The organism is Streptomyces griseus subsp. griseus, assembly GCF_003610995.1.
Classification (GTDB): Bacteria; Actinomycetota; Actinomycetes; order Streptomycetales; family Streptomycetaceae; genus Streptomyces.
The window spans coordinates 6212538-6232352 of record NZ_CP032543.1; the positions used below are offsets into that span (position 1 = coordinate 6212538).

15 protein-coding genes and 2 pseudogenes are annotated in these 19815 nt (G+C 72.0%); 8 read left to right on the forward strand and 9 right to left on the reverse strand.

Annotation, left to right across the window (positions count from 1 at the left end; genetic code table 11):
• Positions 1-16 precede the first annotated feature (16 nt).
• The gene (locus tag D6270_RS27890; RefSeq protein ID WP_109162938.1) at positions 17-943 is read left to right on the forward strand and encodes an alpha/beta fold hydrolase; all 927 of its coding nucleotides are present in this window, start codon (positions 17-19) and stop codon (positions 941-943) included.
• A gap of 24 nt (positions 944-967) precedes the next feature.
• On the opposite strand, the pseudogene D6270_RS27895 reads toward D6270_RS27890, so the two are convergent.
• The 3 genes and pseudogenes from D6270_RS27895 to D6270_RS27905 all read right to left on the reverse strand — a co-directional run bounded on the left by D6270_RS27895 (position 968) and on the right by D6270_RS27905 (position 5228).
• Positions 968-3375 (reverse strand): annotated as a pseudogene (locus D6270_RS27895) (endonuclease/exonuclease/phosphatase family protein).
• A gap of 191 nt (positions 3376-3566) precedes the next feature.
• Positions 3567-4655 (reverse strand): glycoside hydrolase family 5 protein, encoded by a 1089-nt coding sequence (locus tag D6270_RS27900; protein ID WP_109162937.1) that lies wholly within the window; start codon positions 4653-4655, stop codon positions 3567-3569.
• Between the two features lie 177 nt (positions 4656-4832).
• Positions 4833-5228 carry a VOC family protein gene (locus tag D6270_RS27905; RefSeq protein ID WP_109162936.1) on the reverse strand — a complete coding sequence of 132 codons (396 nt, stop codon included), beginning with the start codon at positions 5226-5228 and terminating at the stop codon, positions 4833-4835.
• An 89-nt stretch (positions 5229-5317) separates the two neighbouring features.
• On the opposite strand from D6270_RS27905, the gene D6270_RS27910 reads away from it, so the two are divergent.
• The gene (locus D6270_RS27910) at positions 5318-6820 is read left to right on the forward strand and encodes an MFS transporter (protein WP_109162935.1); all 1503 of its coding nucleotides are present in this window, start codon (positions 5318-5320) and stop codon (positions 6818-6820) included.
• On the forward strand, positions 6817-7854 hold the full coding sequence (locus D6270_RS27915; protein ID WP_109162934.1) for a glutathione S-transferase family protein: 1038 nt from the start codon (positions 6817-6819) through the stop codon (positions 7852-7854). Before D6270_RS27910 ends, D6270_RS27915 begins: the two co-directional genes overlap by 4 nt.
• A gap of 12 nt (positions 7855-7866) precedes the next feature.
• On the opposite strand, the gene D6270_RS27920 is transcribed toward D6270_RS27915, so the two are convergent.
• Positions 7867-8748, reverse strand: a complete 882-nt coding sequence (locus D6270_RS27920) for a DMT family transporter (RefSeq protein WP_109162933.1) — start codon at positions 8746-8748, stop codon at positions 7867-7869.
• Between the two features lie 121 nt (positions 8749-8869).
• On the opposite strand from D6270_RS27920, the gene D6270_RS27925 reads away from it, so the two are divergent.
• The gene (locus D6270_RS27925; RefSeq protein ID WP_109162932.1) at positions 8870-9991 is read left to right on the forward strand and encodes a winged helix DNA-binding domain-containing protein; all 1122 of its coding nucleotides are present in this window, start codon (positions 8870-8872) and stop codon (positions 9989-9991) included.
• Between the two features lie 12 nt (positions 9992-10003).
• On the opposite strand, the gene D6270_RS27930 is transcribed toward D6270_RS27925, so the two are convergent.
• Complete coding sequence (locus D6270_RS27930; protein ID WP_109162931.1) at positions 10004-10852, reverse strand: helix-turn-helix transcriptional regulator; 849 nt, start codon at positions 10850-10852, stop codon at positions 10004-10006.
• Positions 10853-10985: 133 nt separating this feature from the next.
• On the opposite strand from D6270_RS27930, the gene D6270_RS27935 reads away from it, so the two are divergent.
• Both D6270_RS27935 and D6270_RS27940 read left to right on the forward strand, forming a co-directional pair.
• A complete protein-coding gene (locus D6270_RS27935; protein ID WP_109162930.1) occupies positions 10986-12668 on the forward strand; it encodes an AMP-binding protein in 1683 nt (560 codons plus the stop codon).
• Complete coding sequence (locus D6270_RS27940; protein ID WP_109162929.1) at positions 12665-14308, forward strand: AMP-binding protein; 1644 nt, start codon at positions 12665-12667, stop codon at positions 14306-14308. The genes D6270_RS27935 and D6270_RS27940 overlap by 4 nt, the downstream gene beginning before the upstream one ends.
• Before the next feature lie 18 nt (positions 14309-14326).
• Here D6270_RS27940 and D6270_RS27945 read toward each other — a convergent pair whose 3' ends face one another.
• The 3 genes from D6270_RS27945 to D6270_RS27955 form a co-directional block, all read right to left on the reverse strand.
• On the reverse strand, positions 14327-14524 hold the full coding sequence (locus D6270_RS27945; RefSeq protein WP_109162928.1) for a hypothetical protein: 198 nt from the start codon (positions 14522-14524) through the stop codon (positions 14327-14329).
• Between the two features lie 9 nt (positions 14525-14533).
• Entirely contained in the window at positions 14534-15115 is a 582-nt protein-coding gene (locus tag D6270_RS27950) for a GNAT family N-acetyltransferase (RefSeq protein WP_109162927.1), read from the reverse strand.
• A 91-nt stretch (positions 15116-15206) separates the two neighbouring features.
• Positions 15207-15917 (reverse strand): hypothetical protein, encoded by a 711-nt coding sequence (locus D6270_RS27955; RefSeq protein ID WP_109162926.1) that lies wholly within the window; start codon positions 15915-15917, stop codon positions 15207-15209.
• Between the two features lie 275 nt (positions 15918-16192).
• Between D6270_RS27955 and gcl the strand changes: the two are divergent.
• Positions 16193-17976 (forward strand): annotated as a pseudogene (gene gcl / locus D6270_RS27960) (glyoxylate carboligase).
• A 125-nt stretch (positions 17977-18101) separates the two neighbouring features.
• Positions 18102-19019, forward strand: coding sequence for a pyridoxamine 5'-phosphate oxidase family protein (locus D6270_RS27965; protein WP_109162924.1), 918 nt, complete (start codon positions 18102-18104; stop codon positions 19017-19019).
• Here the strand turns inward: D6270_RS27965 and D6270_RS27970 are convergent, their stop codons facing one another.
• The gene (locus tag D6270_RS27970) at positions 19020-19736 is read right to left on the reverse strand and encodes a TetR/AcrR family transcriptional regulator (RefSeq protein WP_109162923.1); all 717 of its coding nucleotides are present in this window, start codon (positions 19734-19736) and stop codon (positions 19020-19022) included.
• Between the last annotated feature and the right edge of the window lie 79 nt (positions 19737-19815).

Genomic DNA, 19815 nt, shown 5'->3' on the forward strand with positions numbered 1-19815 from the left:
GAGTGGGTGAACAGCCATGCCCGAGGAGATCATCCGGACGCTGTCCGTGGACGGAGTCCGTTACGGCTACCGCGTCCTGCCGTACGACCGCAGCGGTGGCGCGGCCCCCGTCACCGAACCCGCGCTCGTCCTCGGCGGTGCCCTCCAGGGCATGTACGGCTGGCCCCAGATGGACGACCACCTGGGCCCGGCCACCGACGTGGTCACCGCCGACCTGCCCGGCATGGGCTCCGCCGACCCGTTGCCGCCCGGCCCCAGCGCCGACATCCTGCGCCGGGCCGTCCTGGGAATCGCCGACGACCTGGGCGCCCCCCGGCTGAACCTCTTCGGCTTCTCGTACGGCACCGCCATCGCCTTCGGCTTCGCCCAGCGCCACCCCGAGCGGGTGGCGCGGCTCGTCCTCGGCGGCGTACCGGTCCATATCGACGCCGCCCAGGTGGCGCGCTGGGAGCGGGCGCGGGAGGTGCTGGCGGGCGGGGACCGTGAGGGGTTCGCGGCGCTGGCCGCCGATGCGCTGATGTGCCTGGACCCCGAACGGGTCGTGCACAGGCGGGAGTTGGCCCGCCGCTATGTGCGCCGCTCGTTCCTGCACGCGCTCACCCACTCGCCGCACGCGACCAATTCGCTCTACCGGGCGCTGGCCGACCGGCCGGACTTCTCCGGCGGGCTCAGCGGTGTACCGGCGCTGGTCTTCGCCGGGGAGCACGACACGGTCACCTCGCCGCAGCGGCAGCGGGAGTTCGCTGCGACGATCGAGGGCAGCCGGTTCCTGACGATCGACGAGTCCGACCACTGGGTGGTCCTGGAGCGGGCGATCGAGGTGGCGGAGCTGGTGTCAGCCTTCTTCACGGAAGCGCGGACGGGGACGGAGACGCATGGGCGGCCCGGAGCCGCTCCCGTCAGTCTGCCGCGCCAGGCGGGTGCCCCGGTGGGCCGGACCTGACGATCCGGCCCACCGGGCCCGGCCTCAGAACCAGAAGCCGCCGGTCCTCACCCGCACCACCTGCGGGTCGTGGTCGCTCGCCTGGTCGGCGAACTCCGCGTTGATGTGCACCACGTCGTAGTCGAAGCGCCGGATCGCCGGGCTCGTCAGGATGTGGTCCAGGGTCTGCGCGTTACCGTCGAAGACGTAGCTGTACCGCTCCGAGGCGGGCAGCGTCGTGATCAGCGGCTTCAGCACCCTGCCCTTGGTCAGCGCCGTGAACGTCGGGGAGAACTCGAAGTCGTTGAAGTCTCCGAGAGCCACCACCTGCGCCGACTTGTCCGCCTTCAGCAGCGAGGTGACGAAGGCGTTCACCTCGGTGGCCTGCTGGATCCGCTTGGCCTCCGAGGAGCGGTTCGGCTCCTGGAAGCGGCCGTGCAGCGGCTGGTCGCCGCCCTTGGAGCCGAAGTGGTTGCCGATGACGAAGACCGGCTTGCCCCGGAAGGTGAACTCGCCCACCAGCGGCTTGCGGCTGGAATCCCACGCCGGGCTCGCCGGGTTGATCCGCCCGGGCGAGACGGAGAGCCTGGCGCCCTTCCAGGTCTTCACCGCCTCGACCGGCGTGGTGGCGTCGCCGCCCGGCCGGTCGGCGAAGGAGACCCGCTGGGCGTTGTAGAGGAAGACGTTGCGGATGTTGCCGCCTGGCTCGCCGCCGTCCTTGTTGTTCTCGGGGGCGATGTAGCGCCAGGCGTAGCGCGGGCCGCCCTGGGCGACGATCGCGTCCGTGAACCGCTTCAGCGTCGCCTCGGAGCCCACCGTGCCGTCGTTGACCGGCCCGTTGTCGTCCTGGATCTCCTCCAGCGAGACGATGTCGGGGGAGGAGAGGTTCTTCGCGATGCCCTCGGCCAGCGTGTCGAACTTGTCCTGCGGGTCGAGTGCGTCCAGGTTCTCCACGTTGTACGTGGCGATGGCCAGCTCGTCCTTCTTCTGCTTGCGGGTCACCTCGCGCCGCAGCTTCTTGTCGACGTGCGTGCCCAGTTCGGTGGCCTGGAGGTTGTAGCCGCCGTAGGAGGCGTAGTCGAGCACACCGGTGGTGCGGCCCTTGATCACGTCACCCACGTCGGCGGTGGGGACCGGCTGCGCCGGGTCCAGCGACATCACCTTCAGGCGGCCGGTGTTCTGGTCCTCGTACGAGGCGTAGAGCGTGCCGCCGCGCCGGGTGGGGTTCTCCTTCGGCTTGACCGTCACCCAGATCTCGTCGTACGCCGTCGTCGCCCCGGTCACGCGGGTGTCGGCGATCTGGACGCGGACGCCCTCCAGCGACTCGTACAGGTCCAGGGCGTAGCGCTTCGGCTCCAGGGGCAGCGCGTCGATGGAGCCGCCGCCCGCCGAGGGCACGTAGCGGCCGGGCACCGAGCGCGCGTCGAGGACGACCGGCGCGGGCAGCGCGTTGCCGGAGGAGAGCACGGTGGTGCGGGGCGCGGTGATCTGGGTGACCGACTGGGTGCCGGTGCCCGGGTAGTACTCGCCCACCTTGCCGCTGACCAGCACGGAGTCCCCGGCCTTCACGGTGGGTGCGGCGGAGCCGGTGTAGACGAACAGGCCCTCGCTGGTGCGCGGGTCGTCGTCGGGCGCGGTGTCCTGGATCCAGAAGCCGCGCGAACCCGTGGTCCGTACGCCGGTGACGACACCCGGCACTCCGGTGACCGCCGTGCCGTCCAGCGGGGAGACGCGGGTGGTGCCCTGGATGTCGTGGATGCGGACGGTGCCGGGCTCGGTCGGGCCGGGCTCCTCCGGCCCCTGACCGCCGCCCGACGTCTCACCCGCCGTGTTGACGGGGGTCGGTGCAGCGGTGGAGAAGTCGGCCGCGTTGTCGTCGGTGTCGGCGAGCGAGGCGGACCGGTGGACGGACGCGGTGGCCGAGGGGGTGGGGGCCGGGCCGCTACCCTCCCGTACGACGGCGGAGCCGTAGCCGACCAGGTCAACGTCCGGGGCTCGGCGGCGCACTCCGCGGCCGTCCTGCAGGTGAGCGGCGTGGTGCCGGAGACCAGTGCCACGGTGCCGCTCCCGGCGGCCATGGCGATGGATCCGGTGGCGTCCGGGGTGGGCAGGGCGACGGTGCCGCCGGTGCCCGCGGCCTGGGCGATCAGATAGCGGCCGCCGGGGGCGATCGCACCGGTGAGCGCGGATACCTGCCACTGCGAACCGGCCGACGGAGCGCCCGGCAGGTACTGCACGCTGAAGCCGCCGACCTCGAACGGGGTGGAGCCGGCGTTGGCCAGCTCCACGAAGTCCCGGGTCAGCGTGGCGCCGGAGTTGCCCCCGCCGCCGTACACCTCGGATATCACCGCGGTGGTGGACGGGGCCGCCTGGGCGGCGGGCAGGGCCGTCACCGCGAGCGTGACGGCGACGGCGCCCGTCAGCAGGACGGAACCGGATCTGGATATCTGCACGGAGGTGCCCCCAACGTAGGTCTGAGGGCCAAAAGCTATGCGCGTAGATGGGACATGACAAGGCGTTGGAGGTTAATTCCCCGCATCGTGTGCATGAGCGCCCGGTGCGGCGCGGTGGGGGAGTGCACCGCACCGGACGCGGTACGGAAGGGCCGCCCCGCCCTATCGGCGGCGGACGGGGCGGGCCCGGCTCACTGGCGGATGCGCTCGCGGATCCAGACCCCGGCCTCCTTGAGCACCCCGGTCCCGGTCCAGTTGGAGCCGTTGCAGGTGCCGGTCTTGAAGACGGCACCGGAGCGGTGGTCGTCGGAGTAGTTCCAGTTGGTCCAGGAGATCTTCTTGCGCTTCATCAGGTCGAGGTAGCGCTGCGACATCGTGAAGTCGTTGGCGCCCTCGCCCGCGTAGTTCTGTGTGCCGAACTCCGTGACGAAGACGGGGAGTTTGTCCGAGGCCCGGTCCAGGGTGTTGAGGTACTCCTCGCGGTGCGACGCCGCGTAGAAGTGGAAGGTGTACATGATGTTCGAGGCGCGGACCGGGTTGTTCACCACCTCGGACTCGTTGGAGCCCTCCGAGACCCCGAACGAGGACCAGGCGCGCGTCCCGACCAGGACCACCGCGTCGGGGTCCTGCGCCCGGATGACCGGGATGATCTGCTCGGAGTAGGACTTGATGGCCGACCAGCTCACCCCCGAGGGCTCGTTGGCGATCTCGTAGAGCACGCCCGGGTGGTCCTTGTACTTCTTCGCCATCGCGGTGAAGAAGGTCTTGGCCCGCGCGAGGTTCGCGTTCGGGTCGCCCGGGGTGAGCATGTGCCAGTCGATGACCGCGTACATGCCGCGCGCGTGCGCCGCGTCGATGAACTTCTGCGCCCGGGCGGTGAACCCGGCCGGGTCGGTCTCGTACCCGCCCTCCTGTACGTAGGTGGAGACGCGCAGCACGTCGGCGCGCCAGTCGTTGGCCAGGGCGTTGAGCGACCCGTCGGTGACGCACTGGGCGTACCACTGGGTGCCGTGGGTGCTCATGCCGTTGAGGGCGACGGCCTGGCCCGAGGCGTTGCAGAGCTGCCGGCCGCAGACCTTGAGCTGGCCGTTGGCGGCGAGCGGTGTCGCTGCCGTGGGGGCGGCGGCGGGGGCCGGGGCGGGGGCGGCCCCGGCGCGGACGGGGGCCAGGAGTGCGGTGACCACGCCGAGCGCCGAGGCGGCGAGCAGGGCCTTCCGGGTGAATCTGCGCCGGCCGGCCGTGGGGGCGGGCTCGGTGGGGGGAGTGGGGCGCTGGTACATGGTGGTGCTCCCTTCGGATGGGGGGGGAGACGCCATGGCGGCAGGACTGAAAGTAAAGCTTCCTTCCAATTCGCGTCAACAGTGTTGGGAAACTTTCCTGTCTATTGGGCGCAGGAGTGAAGGGGCCCCGAAGAGCCCCTTGCTCCCTGCCTGTTGCCGCCGGCCCCCGGCCGCCCCTCAGTCCTGCGGCAGTGGGTACACCGCGAGCGAGAACGAGTGGCCCGCCGGATCCCCGTACACGCGGACATCGCGCGGACCGCTGTTGCTGTCACCGGTGTCGACGGGCCGGGCCCCGAGGGAGACCGCTTCGCGTTCGGCCTCGTCGATGTCGTCGCGGCTCACCAGAATCCGCAGGTGGGCCTGTTGGGAGTCCTCCGGCCGGGGCCAGCTCGGAGGTGCGTAGCCGTGGTCCCGGCGGATCGCCAGCCGGACGCCGTCGTTGCCGACGATCTCCACGAAGTCGGGGTCGGAGCCGATCCGTATCTCCGCATCCAGCAGACCGGCGTAGAACTCGGCCAGCTCCATCGGTTCGGCACAGTCGAGGACGAGAACGCTCGTTTTCTCCACAGTCATGGGGGAACTGGTACCCCCGGCCGTCCCGGACACGCCGCACCCCGGACGTCCGGATGAGGAAATCCCCGGCCCGGCCTAAGGTGCGAACCATGGCAGAGAGCGCGGCGCGAAGCGGCCCGGCCGGACGCGGCGCCGCCCCCGGCGGCGAACCGGACCCCCGACGCTGGAAGGCACTGGCGGTCTGCCTGGTGGCGGGGTTCATGACCCTGCTGGACGTCTCCATCGTCAACGTGGCCCTCCCCTCCATCAAGGAGGGACTGAACACCCCGGAGTCCGACCTCCAATGGGTGCTCTCCGGCTACGCCCTCGCCTTCGGCCTCTTCCTGATCCCCGCCGGGCGCCTGGGCGACGCGCGCGGCAGGCGGGCCGTCTTCATGGCGGGCCTCGCCCTGTTCACCCTGGCCTCCGCCGCCTGCGGAGCCGCCCAGTCCAGCATGTGGCTGGTCATCGCCCGACTGGTCCAGGGCATCGCGGGTGGTCTGATCTCGCCGCAGATCTCCGCGCTGATCCAGCAGATGTTCTCCGGGCGCGAGCGCGGACGCGCCTTCGGTATGTTCGGCACGGTCGTCGGGATCTCCACCGCCGTGGGCCCGCTGCTCGGTGGTCTGCTCATCCAGGCGGCGGGCCCCGACCACGGCTGGCGCTGGGTCTTCTACGTCAACCTCCCGCTCGGTGTCGTCTGCCTCCTGCTGGCCCGCCGCCTCCTCCCCGACACCCCCTCCGCCGGCCGGGTCCGCCCCCGCGACCTGGACCCGGTCGGCGTCCTGCTCCTGGGCGCCGGTGTCCTGGCCCTGCTGCTGCCGTTCGTCCAGGCCCAGCAGTGGCCCGGCAACGGCAAGTGGCTCCTGGTCGTGCTCGCCGCCGCGCTGCTCGGCGCCTTCGTCGCCTGGGAAGCGCGGTGCACGGGCGGGCCCACCCACCCGGTGCTGGACCTCGCACTGTTCCGGCTGCGCTCCTACTGGCTGGGGTGCCTGCTGATCCTGCTCTACTTCGCCGGGTTCACCTCGATCTTCTTCATCACGACCCTCTACCTCCAGTCCGGCCTCCACTACTCCGCCCTCCAGGCCGGACTCGCCATCACCCCCTTCGCCCTCGGTTCGGGGGCCGCCGCGTCGATCGGCGGCCGGCTCGTCGGGCGCTTCGGCCGCCCGCTGGTGGCGGCCGGACTCACGATGGTCGCCCTCGGCCTCGCGGGCACCGCGCTCGCCGTCCACCTGGTCCCCGGCAGCGGCGCGGGCTGGGCGATGGCCGCGCCGCTGCTCCTCGCCGGGCTCGGCAGCGGTCTGGTGATCGCCCCGAACCAGACGCTGACCCTCGCCGAGGTCCCCGTACCCCGGGCCGGGAGCGCCGGGGGCACCCTCCAGACCGGTCAGCGGGTCGGCTCGGCGATCGGGATCGCCGCCGTGGGCGCGGTGTTCTTCGCCCAGGTCGGCCCCGAGGGCTGGGCGGACGCCTACGACCACGGGCTGATCGTCTCGGTCGCCTTCGTGCTGGCCGCACTGATCGTGGCGCTGGCCGACGTCGGAGCCGACCGGCGGGGCAGACGACGTGCAGAGAGCAAGTCCACCGACCCACCGAGGAGCGCGGCATGAGCGACACATCAGCGGACAGCGCCGGGAGCGACGGCAACACCTCCTACGGCCACAAGCCGTTCAAGCGGTCCCGCAGCCACTTCGCCGACCGCATCACCGCCGACGGCCGGGACGGCTGGCCCGTCGAGGCGGGCCGCTACCGGCTCGTCGTCAGCCGCGCCTGCCCCTGGGCCAGCCGCGCCCTGGTCTCCCGGCGCCTCCTCGGCCTGGAGGACGCCCTGCCCCTCGCCGTCACCGACCCCATCCAGGACGACCGCAGCTGGCGCTTCACCCTGGACCCCGGCGGCAAGGACCCGGTGCTCGGCATCCGCTATCTGAGCGAGGCGTACGACGCCCGGGAGCGCGACTACCCCGGCGGCGTCAGTGTGCCCGCGATCGTCGACGTACCGAGCGGGCGGCTGGTCACCAACGACTACCAGCAGATCACCCTGGACCTCGCCACCGAGTGGACCGCCCTGCACCGCCCCGGCGCCCCCGACCTCTACCCGGAACCGCTGCGCGCGGAGATCGACGAGGTCATGGAGGGCATCTACCGGGACATCAACAACGGTGTCTACAAAGCCGGTTTCGCCAGCACCCAGGAGGACTACGCGAAGGCCTACGAGGCCCTCTTCGCCCGCCTCGACCAGGTCTCCGCCCGGCTGACGGACCGCCGCTACCTGGTCGGCGACACCATCACCGAGGCCGACATCCGCCTCTTCACCACCCTGGTCCGCTTCGACGCGGTCTACCACGGCCACTTCAAGTGCAACCGTACGAAGATCACCGAGGACCCCGTCCTGTGGGCGTACGTCCGCGACCTCTACCAGACGCCCGGCTTCGGGGACACGGTCGACTTCGACCACATCAAGCGCCACTACTACCAGGTGCACACGGGCATCAACCCGACCGGCATCGTCCCCCTCGGCCCCGACCTCTCCGGCTGGACCACCCCGCACCACCGCGAACAGCTCGGCGGCCGCCCGTTCGGCGACGGCACCCCGCCGGGACCCGTACGGGAGGACGAGCGGGTCACCCCGGCCGGCCAGGTGTGACCTGCGGCCCGCTCACCGCACCCGGGGCGGGGACGGTCGCGGGCCGAGCGTGTCGGTGGCCAGGGACGAGCGGGCCAGCACCACACAGCCGGCACCGATCAGCCCCAGCCCGGCCAGCTCGGGCAGCAGCCACCACCCGGTGCGCAGCTGCTCCCCGAAGAGCGTCACGCCGTACAGGATGCTGATCAGCGCGTCACCGATCGTCAGCATCGGCTGGACCGCCACCAGGCTGCCCGCCTGGAGGGCGTTCTGGAGCAGGAAGAGGGCACCGACCCCGGCCGCCGCCGTCGCGTAGAGCTGCCAGGACGTCAGCAGCGCGACGGCCCCGCCGCCCGGGCCCAGGTGCGCCATCGCGTCCTTCATCAGCGCCGCCGTCAGCGCGTACCCGCAGGCGGCGGCCAGCCCCAGCAGGGCGGCCCGGGCGTTGCCGCGCAGTCGCAGCGCGGCGACGATCAGCCCCGCCTCGAACGCTCCGGTCAGCAGCAGCGTCGGGACCCAGTCCGCACCCCGCACGGCGTCACTGCCGCCGGTCGGCGCGGCCGACGCGAGCCCGACGGCGAGGCCGACGGTCACCGCGGCGATGCCGTACCGGACCGAGCGCGGCGCCCGGACCCGCATCATCCAGCCGGCCAGCAGCAGCGTCGCGGGCAGTTCGATGACGAAGATCGGCTGGACCACCGAGATCGGCCCGGTTGCCAGCGCCACCGCCTGGCAGACGGCGGCCACGATCACCAGGAGGATTCCGGCCAGCCACCCCTTCTGACGCACCAGATGGCCCAGGAGGGAGAGGCGCATGGCCTTGCCGTCGGGCACCTTCATCGCCGCCCGGCGCTGGAGCACCGAGGCGGAGCCGTTGCTCAGGGCGGTCAGGACGGCGAAGAGGACACTGATCACCGGTTCATCATGGGGTGGGGCGGGGGAGGGGCGCGCGGGGCGTGGGGCCGGTGGGCGTAACCGCCGTACGGCCCGGCTCCGCGGACCGTACCTGTCCGCGAGCGCCGCTACCGTACGGACCATGGCCGCGACGACGCACCCCGCCGTCCTCTCCACCCGGGCGCTCAACCGGGCGACCCTGGACCGCCAGCTCCTGCTGCGCCGCTCCACGATGTCCGCCAAGGACGCGGTCGCCCATCTCGTCGGGCTCCAGGCGCAGAACACCAGACCGCCGTACTTCCAGCTCCACGCACGGCTGGCCGGGTTCGACCCGGGCGAGCTGTCCGCGCTCATGGAGTCGCGTGACGTGGTCCGGATCGTCACCCTCCGCTCCACCCTCCACACCCATACGGCGGACGACGCCCTGACCCTGCGTCCGCTGGTGCAGGCTGCGCGCGACCGGGAGCTGAAGGCGTTCCGGCGCGGGCTGGCCGGGGTGGATCTCGACCGGCTCGCCGCTGTCAGCAGGGAGCTGGTGGAGGAGCGCCCCCGCCCGGTCAAGGAGCTGCGCGAGGAGCTGCTCGGCCACTGGCCCGAGGCCGACCCGCTCGCGCTCACCGTGGCCGCCCGCTGTCTGCTGCCGCTGGTCCAGGTCACTCCGCGCGGGCTGTGGGAGCGGAGCGGGCAGGTCGCGCTGACCACGGCGGAGCACTGGCTCGGCCGGCCCTCCGCGCCGGTCCCGGCGCCGGACGCCACCGTCCTGCGCTACCTCGCCGCCTTCGGCCCCGCCTCGGTCAAGGACATGCAGCGCTGGGCGGGGCTGACCCGGCTGCGCGAGGTCTTCGACCGGCTGCGGCCCCAGCTCCGCACCTTCCGCGACGAGAACGGTACCGAGCTCTTCGACCTCCCCGACGCCCCGCGCCCCGACCCGGACACCCCCGCCCCGCCGCGCTTCCTGCCCGAGTTCGACAATGTGCTCCTCGGCCACGACGACCGCTCGCGCGTGATCGCGGAGGTGGACAAGGGCCGCAACGGGGTGGGCAACCAGTCGTACGGGACCGTCCTGGTCGACGGGTTCTTCGAGGCGATCTGGCGGGTCGGGAGGGACGGGGACGCGGCGCTCCTGACCGTGCAGCCGCTGCGGACCCTGCGGCGGGGCGAGCGGGAGGGGATCACCGAGGAGGCGCTGGGGATGCTGTCGGTGCTGACGGACGCGACCTCGTACGACGTACGGTTCGGCACGTTCCTGGACTTCGGGAAGTGACGGCCCGCGGTTCTAGGGCAGCAGCCCCGCCCGCCGCGCCGCCACCACCGCCTCCAGCCTGGTGTGCGCCCCCAGCTTGCGCATGGCCGAACGCAGATACCCCTTCACCGTTTCGGGGCGCAGCCCCAGCTGACGGGCGGCCGCCGCGTTCGTCGCGCCCGCCGCCACACACGCCATGACGTCCACCTCGCGCGGGGCGAGCCGCACCTCCATGGCCGGTGCCGGGGCCCGCGCCCCGGACGCCGAGGCGAGGCGCCCGCACACGGCCAGCAACTCCTCCCGGAGCGCCGGGTCCACCACCCTCGGCACCAGCGCGCGCAGCTCCCGATGGGCCTCGCGTACGTCCTCCCACGCACCCGGGGCCGCACCCGGACCGGCCGCCACCTGCTCCCGGGTCACGGCCAGCAGCTCCCGGACCTCGTCGCGGACCGCGAGCGCCTGCTCCACGTCACGGGCAGCCGCCACCGCCGCGTCGAACGTCCGGTCCCCGAGGCTCACCGGCGTACGCAGCGCCCCGTACAGCACGCCCCGCACCGTCCGCCGCACGACGACGGGCACCGCGACCACCGAGCGCAGCCCCTCCGCCGCCACCGCCGGGTCGTACTCATGGCTGATGTGGCGCGAGGCGGGGTAGTCCGTCACCGCGCAGGGCCGGGCGAGCGCGATGGCCTTGCCGCCGAGGCCGCTCCCGGCCGAGATGACGAGCCCCCGCAGCGCGCTGGTCTGCGCCCCGCTCAGCTCGGCGATCCGCGCGTGGCGGGCGTCCGACAACAGGCCGCCGAACGCCACCGGCAGCCCGCTCGTGCGGCGCAGCCCCGCCAGCGCCGTCCGCATCTCGACCGCATCGACCGGTTCGGGCACTCCGACGCCTTCCCACCCGGTCGCGCCGGCCCCCGTCCGGGGGAGCGGACCACCCCCATCCGGGGGTGGTGAGACCTGGGTCACTGTTTACATCATGTTAAGCGACCTGTCCGGTCCGCGACGAGGAGGGCACATGCCGGCATCGAGTGCGACGGAGACGTTCCGGGCCGCCCGGGACTTCCTGCTGGAGCACCGCGAGGAGTACGAGCGTGCCTACGCCGGATTCCGCTGGCCCCGGGCCGCCCACTTCAACTGGGCGCTGGACTGGTTCGACGTCATCGCCGAGGACAACGACCGCACCGCCCTGCACATCGTGGAGGAGGACGGCCGGCGTACCGAGGTCTCCTTCGCCGCCATGTCCGAGCGCTCCGACCGGGCCGCCAACTGGCTGAAGAAGCAGGGCGTACGGGAGGGCGACCGCATCCTCGTCATGCTCGGCAACCAGGTGGAGCTCTGGGAGACCGCGCTCGCCGCGATGAAGCTGCGCGCCGTCATCATCCCGGCCACCCCGCTGCTCGGCCCCGCCGACCTGCGCGACCGGGTGGAGCGCGGGCGGGTGCGCCATGTGCTGGTACGGGACGCGGACACCGGGAAGTTCGACGAGGTGCCGGGCTCGTACACCAGGATCGCGGTGGGCGAGGAGGTGGCGGGCTGGCGGCCGTACGCCGAAGTGGCCGACGCCCCGGCCGGCTTCACGCCCGACCGGGAGACGGACGCCGACGAGCCGCTGATGCTCTACTTCACCTCCGGCACCACCGCCCGGCCGAAGCTGGTCGAGCACACCCATGTGTCCTACCCCGTCGGCCACCTGTCGACGATGTACTGGATCGGGCTGCGCCCCGGCGACGTCCACCTCAACATCTCCTCGCCCGGCTGGGCCAAGCACGCCTGGTCCAATCTCTTCGCCCCGTGGACCGCCGAGGCCACCGTCTTCATCTTCAACTACACCCGCTTCGACGCCTCCCGGCTGATGGCCGAGATGGACCGCTCGGGCATCACCAGCTTCTGCGCCCCGCCCACGGTCTGGCGGATGCTCATCCAGGCCGACCTGTCGCAGCTGAAGGTCCCGCCGCGCGAGGTCGTCGCGGCGGGGGAGCCGCTGAACCCGGAGGTCATCGAGACGGTCCGGCGGGAGTGGGGCGTCACCATCCGGGACGGCTTCGGCCAGACGGAGACCGCCGTCCAGGTCGCCAACACCCCCGGCCAGCTCCTCAAGTCCGGCTCCATGGGACGCCCGAGCCCCGGCTTCACCGTCGTCCTGCTGGACCCGGTCACGGGCCGGCCGGGGGCGAGCGAGGGCGAGATCTCCCTCGACCTCGCCGACCACCCCGTGGGCCTGATGACCGGCTACCACGGCGACCCCGAGCGCACGGCCGAGGCGATGGCGGGCGGCTACTACCGCACGGGCGACATCGGGGCGCGCGACGAGGACGGCTACATCACCTACGTGGGGCGCAGTGACGACGTCTTCAAGTCGTCGGACTACAAGATCTCGCCCTTCGAGCTGGAGAGCGCCCTCCTGGAACACGAAGCGGTCGCCGAGGCCGCCGTCGTGCCCGCGCCCGACCCGCTGCGGCTCTCCGTCCCGAAGGCGTATGTCGTGCTGGCGGAGGGCTGGGAGCCGGGACCGGAGACCGCGAAGGCCCTCTTCGAGCACTCGCGGGCGGTCCTCGCCCCCTACAAACGCCTGCGCAGGCTGGAGTTCGCCGAACTGCCCAAGACCGTCTCCGGCAAGATCCGCCGCATCGAACTGCGCGAACGCACCGCCCAAGGCACCGGAGGCGCAACCGAGTTCGACGAGGGAGACCTGAAATGAGCGAGCGGACCTACCGGAACGGCCCGGCGGAGAGGACCGGCCTCTCCTACGCGCACGGCACCGGCACCACCGCACTGCTCGGCGACACCATCGGCCGCAACCTGGACCGGGCGGTCGCCGCCCACGGGGACCGGGAGGCCCTGGTCGATGTGGTCTCCGGCCGCCGCTGGACGTACACGGAGCTCGGCGCCGACATCGACGAACTGGCCCGCGCCCTGATGGCGGCGGGGGTGGAGAAGGGCGACCGGGTCGGCATCTGGGCGGTCAACTGCCCCGAGTGGGTGCTGCTCCAGTACGCCACCGCCCGCATCGGGGCCGTCATGGTCACCATCAACCCCGCCTACCGGGCGCACGAGCTGGAGTTCGTCCTGAACCAGGCCGGCATCCGCCTGCTGGTCGCCTCCCTCGCCCACCGCACCAGCGACTACCGCGCCCTCGTCGACCAGGTCCGCGCCAACTGCCCCTCCCTGCAAGCCGTCCACTACATCGGCGACCCGTCCTGGAGCGAGCTGACCGCCACCGCGCCGGCCGTCACCCCCGCACAACTGGCGGCGCGTGAGGCCGAGCTCTCCTGCGACGACCCCATCAACATCCAGTACACCTCGGGCACCACCGGCTTCCCCAAGGGCGCCACCCTCTCCCACCACAACATCCTCAACAACGGTTACTTCGTGGGGGAGATGATCGCCTACACGGAGGCCGACCGGGTCTGTCTGCCGGTCCCCTTCTACCACTGCTTCGGCATGGTGATGGGCAACCTCGCCATCACCTCGCACGGCGCCTGCATCGTGATCCCGGGGCCGTCCTTCGAGCCCGCCGCCGTGCTGGCCGCCGTCCAGCAGGAGCGCTGCACCTCGCTCTACGGCGTCCCCACCATGTTCATCGCCGAGCTGAACCTGCCGGACTTCCCCCGTTACGACCTCTCCTCGCTGCGCACCGGGATCATGGCCGGATCACCCTGCCCGGCCGAGGTGATGAAGCGGGTGGTCGCCGAGATGCACATGGAGGAGGTGTCCATCTGCTACGGCATGACGGAGACCTCGCCCGTCTCCACCCAGACCCGCCGCGACGACGACCTGGAGCGCCGCACCGGCACGGTGGGCCGGGTGCTGCCGCACATCGAGGTCAAGGTCGTCGACCCGGCTACCGGCACCACGCTGCCGCGCGGCGGCGCGGGCGAACTCTGCACCCGGGGCTACAGCGTGATGCTCGGCTACTGGGACCAGCCCGAACGCACCGCCGAAGTCATCGACGCGGGCCGCTGGATGCACACCGGGGACCTCGCGGTGATGCGCGAGGACGGCTACGTGCAGGTCGTCGGCCGGATCAAGGACATGATCATCCGGGGCGGCGAGAACGTGTACCCGAGGGAGATCGAGGAGTTCCTGCACGGCCACCCGAAGATCGCCGACGTCCAGGTGGTCGGCGTGCCGGACGCGCGGTACGGGGAGGAGATCCTGGCCTGTGTCATCCCCCGGGACCCGGCCGACCCGCCGAGCCTGGAGGAGATCACCGCGTACTGCCGGGAGCGGCTCGCCCACTACAAGATCCCGCGCGGGCTGCGGGTCCTGGACGCCTTCCCGATGACGGTCAGCGGGAAGGTCCGCAAGATCGAGTTGCGCGAGACGTACGCCGGATGAGCGGGACCGGTGACCCGGTCAGGCGGCCTCGATGATGTCCGAGCCGTCCGACCGGGTCGCCGCCGCCCACTCGATGAGCAGCACCTCGTACGTCGCGGACTCCATGGCGGACCAGTCCTGGCCCGCCCGGGAGTCGACGAGCGCACGGATGGCCTCGTTCGCCTGGGCGGCGGACGCGGCGGTGGGCTGAGCGGTATGACGTGGAGTTAAATCCATGCCCTTAGCTTACGGGGCGCCACTGACAGCGACCGACGTCGACGCCGGTGCCGCCCCCGACGGCAGCGCGGGCGGGAGGTCGCGCCGCATGCAGACCCGGGGCCAGCGGTCCAGACCGTGCTGCGCCTCCTCCCCGCGAATCCTGCGCAGCCCCTCGGTGAGCTCGCCCTCGCGCAGCACCCGGAAGCCGATGCGCGTGTAGTACGGGGCGTTCCACGGCACATCGGTGAACGTGGTCAGGGTGAGCGCGGTGAGCCCCTGTCCGGCGGCGAGTCCGGCGAGGTGGGCGATCAGGGTGCGGCCGATGCCCCGGCGGGCCGCCACCGGGTCCACCGAGATCTGTTCGATGTGCAGGGCCCCGTCGACGGGGTCGGCGATCACATAGCCGAGCGGCCGGTCACCGGTGGCGGAGAGGGGGTCGGTGGCCACCCAGCACCGTCCGGCCCGCCGGTAGCTCTCCAGCAGGTCGAGAGGGGGCGGATCGTCGTCGGCCACGGAGGTCATGCCGAGGGTGCGGAAGGGTTCCCCTGCGGCGCGCTCGATGTCCTGGAGAAGGCGGAGATCGGAGCGTCTGGCGGAGCGGATACGCATGCACTCAGTGTGCCGCGCCGGGCGGGGCACCGGTATGGGGTGGCCCGAAAACGCCCCCTCCGGGGAGGGTCTGCCGTCCGGTCACCGGTGCTCAGGCGCCGGTGCTGACCAACTCGTCGGCCGGGCTGTTCACCGGCTGCGGAGCCCCGGAGAGGTCCATGACGAAGAGCGGAAGACCGATACCGTCCGCCCGGGCCCGCGCCTCGGCCTCGTACCCCGTGAGCGAGAAGAACACCCCGGCCGCCGAGGCACCCAGGGCGTTCAGCCAGAGGCACTCCACCGCGCGCAGCTCCACCGGCCGGGTCGTGGCGTCGACCTGGGCGACGAGCCCGGTGGCCCGCAGATCGATCCCGCCGGCGGTGCGCACCCGGGGCCGGGCCACCTCCCGGTAGCCGAGCCAGGTGAGGTAGAGGGCGGCCGCGCTCACCGCGTCATGGCCGGTACGGATCGTCCGCGGCCGGAACGAGGGGCGGGGGTGGGCCGCGGTGCGCGGCAGCGGGATGTGTGCCGGGGCGACCGGGCCGGGCGGCGGCGCGGGCTCGTCCACCGGCCGCACCGGTATCCGCAGCAGGGCCCCGCACGGGCAGCAGAGCTCCGGCTGGGGCCACTGGTCGCGCCGGTCGCAGTCGGTGCACCGGACGGTGACCCAGTCCTCGTCCCAGCTGCGCCGGGTGACCTGGACGGCCGGGGCGCCGGGCACCAGCGGCGGGACGGTCGGCGCTCCGCACGGGCATGGGTAGGCCGGTGCGACATAGGCGTGGTCCCGGTTGCAGAGCGGGCACCGGACCGGCACGGATTCCACGATCGTCTCCCTCCGGCACCTCACGCGTGGAACGGCTGCGCTCCGTGCCTCCCTCGTCACCCCATCGTCCACCAGGAGCGAGGTTCCGAGGAGGGAATCGGCGCACTTCCTGTCGGACGGTGCCGGGAGGCGGTGCGGGCGTGCGCTCTTGACGGCGACAGCGCCGCGTTTTAGATTGCTTCCGTATAGCAGAACTGAATTTCCGCGATACGGAATTGGTGCTCTCAGGTGGCGCGACAGAGCCCGACTCCACCAATCCCGAGCAGGAGCACTCAATGCCTCGTATGACCGCTGCCCGTGCGGCAGTCGAGATCCTCAAGCGCGAAGGCGTCAGCAACGCGTTCGGTGTGCCGGGTGCGGCGATCAACCCCTTCTACGCGGCCCTCAAGGCCTCCGGCGGGGTGCAGCACACGCTGGCCCGGCACGTCGAGGGCGCCTCCCACATGGCGGAGGGCTACACCCGGGCCAAGGCCGGCAACATCGGCGTCTGCATCGGTACGTCGGGCCCGGCGGGCACCGACATGATCACCGGGCTGTACTCCGCCATCGCCGACTCCATCCCGATCCTCTGCATCACCGGCCAGGCCCCGACCGCCGTCCTGCACAAGGAGGACTTCCAGGCCGTCGACATCGCCTCGATCGCCAAGCCGGTCACCAAGGCGGCGACCACCGTCCTGGAGGCCGCGCAGGTCCCCGGCGTCTTCCAGCAGGCCTTCCACCTGATGCGCACCGGCCGCCCCGGCCCGGTCCTCATCGACCTGCCGATCGACGTCCAGCTCACCGAGATCGAGTTCGACCCCGAGCTGTACGAGCCCCTCCCGGTGCAGAAGCCCGCCGCCTCCCGCAAGCAGATCGAACGGGCGCTGGAGCTGCTGAACGCCTCGGAGCGCCCGCTGCTCGTCGCGGGCGGCGGCATCATCAACGCCGACGCCTCCGAACTGCTGGTGGAGTTCGCCGAGCTGACCGGCGTCCCCGTCATCCCGACCCTGATGGGCTGGGGCATCCTCCCCGACGACCACGAGCTGAACGCCGGCATGGTGGGCCTCCAGACCTCGCACCGCTACGGCAACGCGAACTTCCTGGAGTCCGACTTCGTCCTCGGCATCGGCAACCGCTGGGCCAACCGCCACACCGGCAAGCTGGACGTCTACACCCGGGGCCGCACCTTCGTCCACGTCGACATCGAGCCCACCCAGCTCGGCAAGATCTTCGCCCCCGACCTCGGCATCGCCTCCGACGCCAGGGCCGCGCTGGAGCTCTTCGTCGAGGTGGCGCGCGAGCTGAAGGCCGCGGGCAAGCTGAAGGACCGCTCGGCCTGGGCCGCCTCCACCCAGGAGCGCAAGGCCACGCTCCAGCGCCGCACCCACTTCGACAACGTGCCGCTCAAGCCGCAGCGCGTCTACGAGGAGATGAACCGGGCGTTCGGCCCCGAGACCCGTTACGTCACCACCATCGGGCTCTCCCAGATCGCCGGCGCGCAGATGCTGCACGTCTACAAGCCGCGCCACTGGATCAACTGCGGCCAGGCGGGCCCCCTCGGCTGGACGATCCCGGCCGCCCTCGGCGTCGCCACCGCCGACCCGGAGGGCACGGTCGTGGCCCTCTCCGGCGACTACGACTTCCAGTTCATGCTGGAGGAGCTGGCCGTCGGCGCGCAGCACCGCATCCCCTACGTCCATGTCCTGGTGAACAACTCCTACCTGGGCCTCATCCGCCAGGCGCAGCGCAACTTCGACATCGACTTCCAGGTCAACCTGGAGTTCGAGAACCTCAACTCCCCGGAGCTGGGCGTCTACGGTGTCGACCACGTCAAGGTCGTCGAGGGCCTGGGCTGCAAGGCCATCCGGGTCACCGAGCCGGACCAGCTGCTGCCCGCCTTCGAGGAGGCGAAGAAGCTCGCCGCCGAGTTCCGGGTCCCCGTCGTCGTCGAGGCGATCCTGGAGCGGGTCACCAACATCGCGATGAGCGGCACCGACATCGCCTCGGTCAACGAGTTCGAGGACATCGCCACGGACCCGTCCCACGCCCCACCGCAATCCGCCCGCTGACGGTGTCCTGACCCTCCGTCAACTCCTCTGGTTCAGGCCCCCGTCCCGGATTCCTCTCCGGGGCGGGGGCCTCCCCCTGTCCGGAGGTACGCTCACCCCGGGGCCTCACCGGTGGCCGAAGGGCGGGGAGCGGACCATGGCCGACTACCACCGCGGCGAACTCGCCGTGCAGCACCGGGCCGGACTGCGCGACCCGGCGGCCGGCTCGCTCCGCGCCATCCGCGACGCGGTGCCCGACGCGGCCGCGGTCTTCCTCGCCCGCCAGCCGATGATCGTCGTCGGTGCCGCCGACGCCTCCGGGCGGCTCTGGTCCACCCTGCTCACCGGTGAGCCCGGCCTCCTGGGCGTACCGGATCCGCGGACCCTGACCGTCGCCGCCCTGCCCGCCGACGACGACCCGCTCGGCGCGGTGCTCCGGGAGCCCGGCACCCGGGTCGGCATGATCGCCATCGAACCGGCCACCCGGCGCCGTATCCGCCTCAACGGCACCTCGGTACCCGAGGGTGAGGGCGTACGGGTCGTTCTCGACCAGGTGATCGGCAACTGCCCCAAGTACCTCCAGAAACGGCAGTACGCCCTGCTGCCGCCGGACCGGACCGGCCGGCGCGCGGCGGTCCGCCGGGGGGACGCGCTGACCACCGTCCAGCAGCTCACCCTCGCCACCTCCGACAGCTTCTTCATCGCCACCGCCTCCCCGGACGGCGACGCGGACGCCTCGCACCGGGGCGGCAACCCCGGCTTCCTCCAGGTGCTCTCGCCCACCCGGCTGCGCTGGCCCGACTACCCGGGCAACGCCATGTTCCTCACCCTGGGAAACCTCGAACTCCATCCGCAGGCAGGTCTCTTGGTGCCTGATTGGGAGACCGGCGACCTCCTCCAGCTCTCCGGCACCGCCCACACCGACTGGGACGGGGGGCGGGCGGCGGCCGTACCGGGGGCGCAGCGCATCGTGGAGTTCCGGATCGAGGCCGTCCAGGAGACCCGGGACGCGGTACGGCTGCGCTGGAGCGATCCGGACTTCTCCCGGTTCAACCCGCCGGTGGCGCCCGGGTAGTCAGCAGCACGGGCAGGCCCGCACGGCATCGGTCATCACGTCCACGACCTCGGCCTCCTGCTCCAGCAGCCCGGCGACCACGGCTTCCAGGCCCCTGCGGTGGTCGTCCCGGGAGGTGAGCCGCGCCCACCGTCTGCCGACCGCGTTGAGGCGGGGGAAGTCCACCGAGTCCAGGAATTCCAGGGCGTGTTCACGGTACTCCGGGCGCTCCGGCCGGGCCCGCACGCGCTCCCGGCTGACCCGGATGGCGAGTTCACCCGTGGTGTAGTGCCAGATCACGCGGTACGCGTACACGGCGTCCTCCAGCGTCATCCCGCACCCGACCGCCGCGTCGACGATGCTCTCCACGACCCAGAGCGAGGACTCGCTGACGAAGTCGTCGAAGGAGAGCACCTCCACGATCCACGGGCAGTCCGCGAGGAGGTCGTGCAGCACCTGGGCGGCGGCGAGGAGGCGGGTACGGGGCTCGCTCGGCAGCACCGGGCGCGGATAGCGCCGGGCATGCGCGTCGAGGAGCAGCAGAAGCAGCTCGTCCTTGTCCTGCACGTGGTGGTAGAGGGCCATGGCCGTACTGGACATCTCCCGGGCCAGCCGGCGCATGGAGAGGCGCTCGGGACCTTCCGTGTCGAGAATGTGCTGCGCGGCCACGAGTATCGCCTCCTGCGAGAGGCGGGGCGGGCGGCCGGTTCGGCCGGAGCGGTGTCCGCGGGACTCCATACATCCCTCTTTCTTCGCGAGGCAACCTGCGAACCGGCCTTGTCGTGCCTATTGTTCCGGCCACTCGGGCGAATCCGCG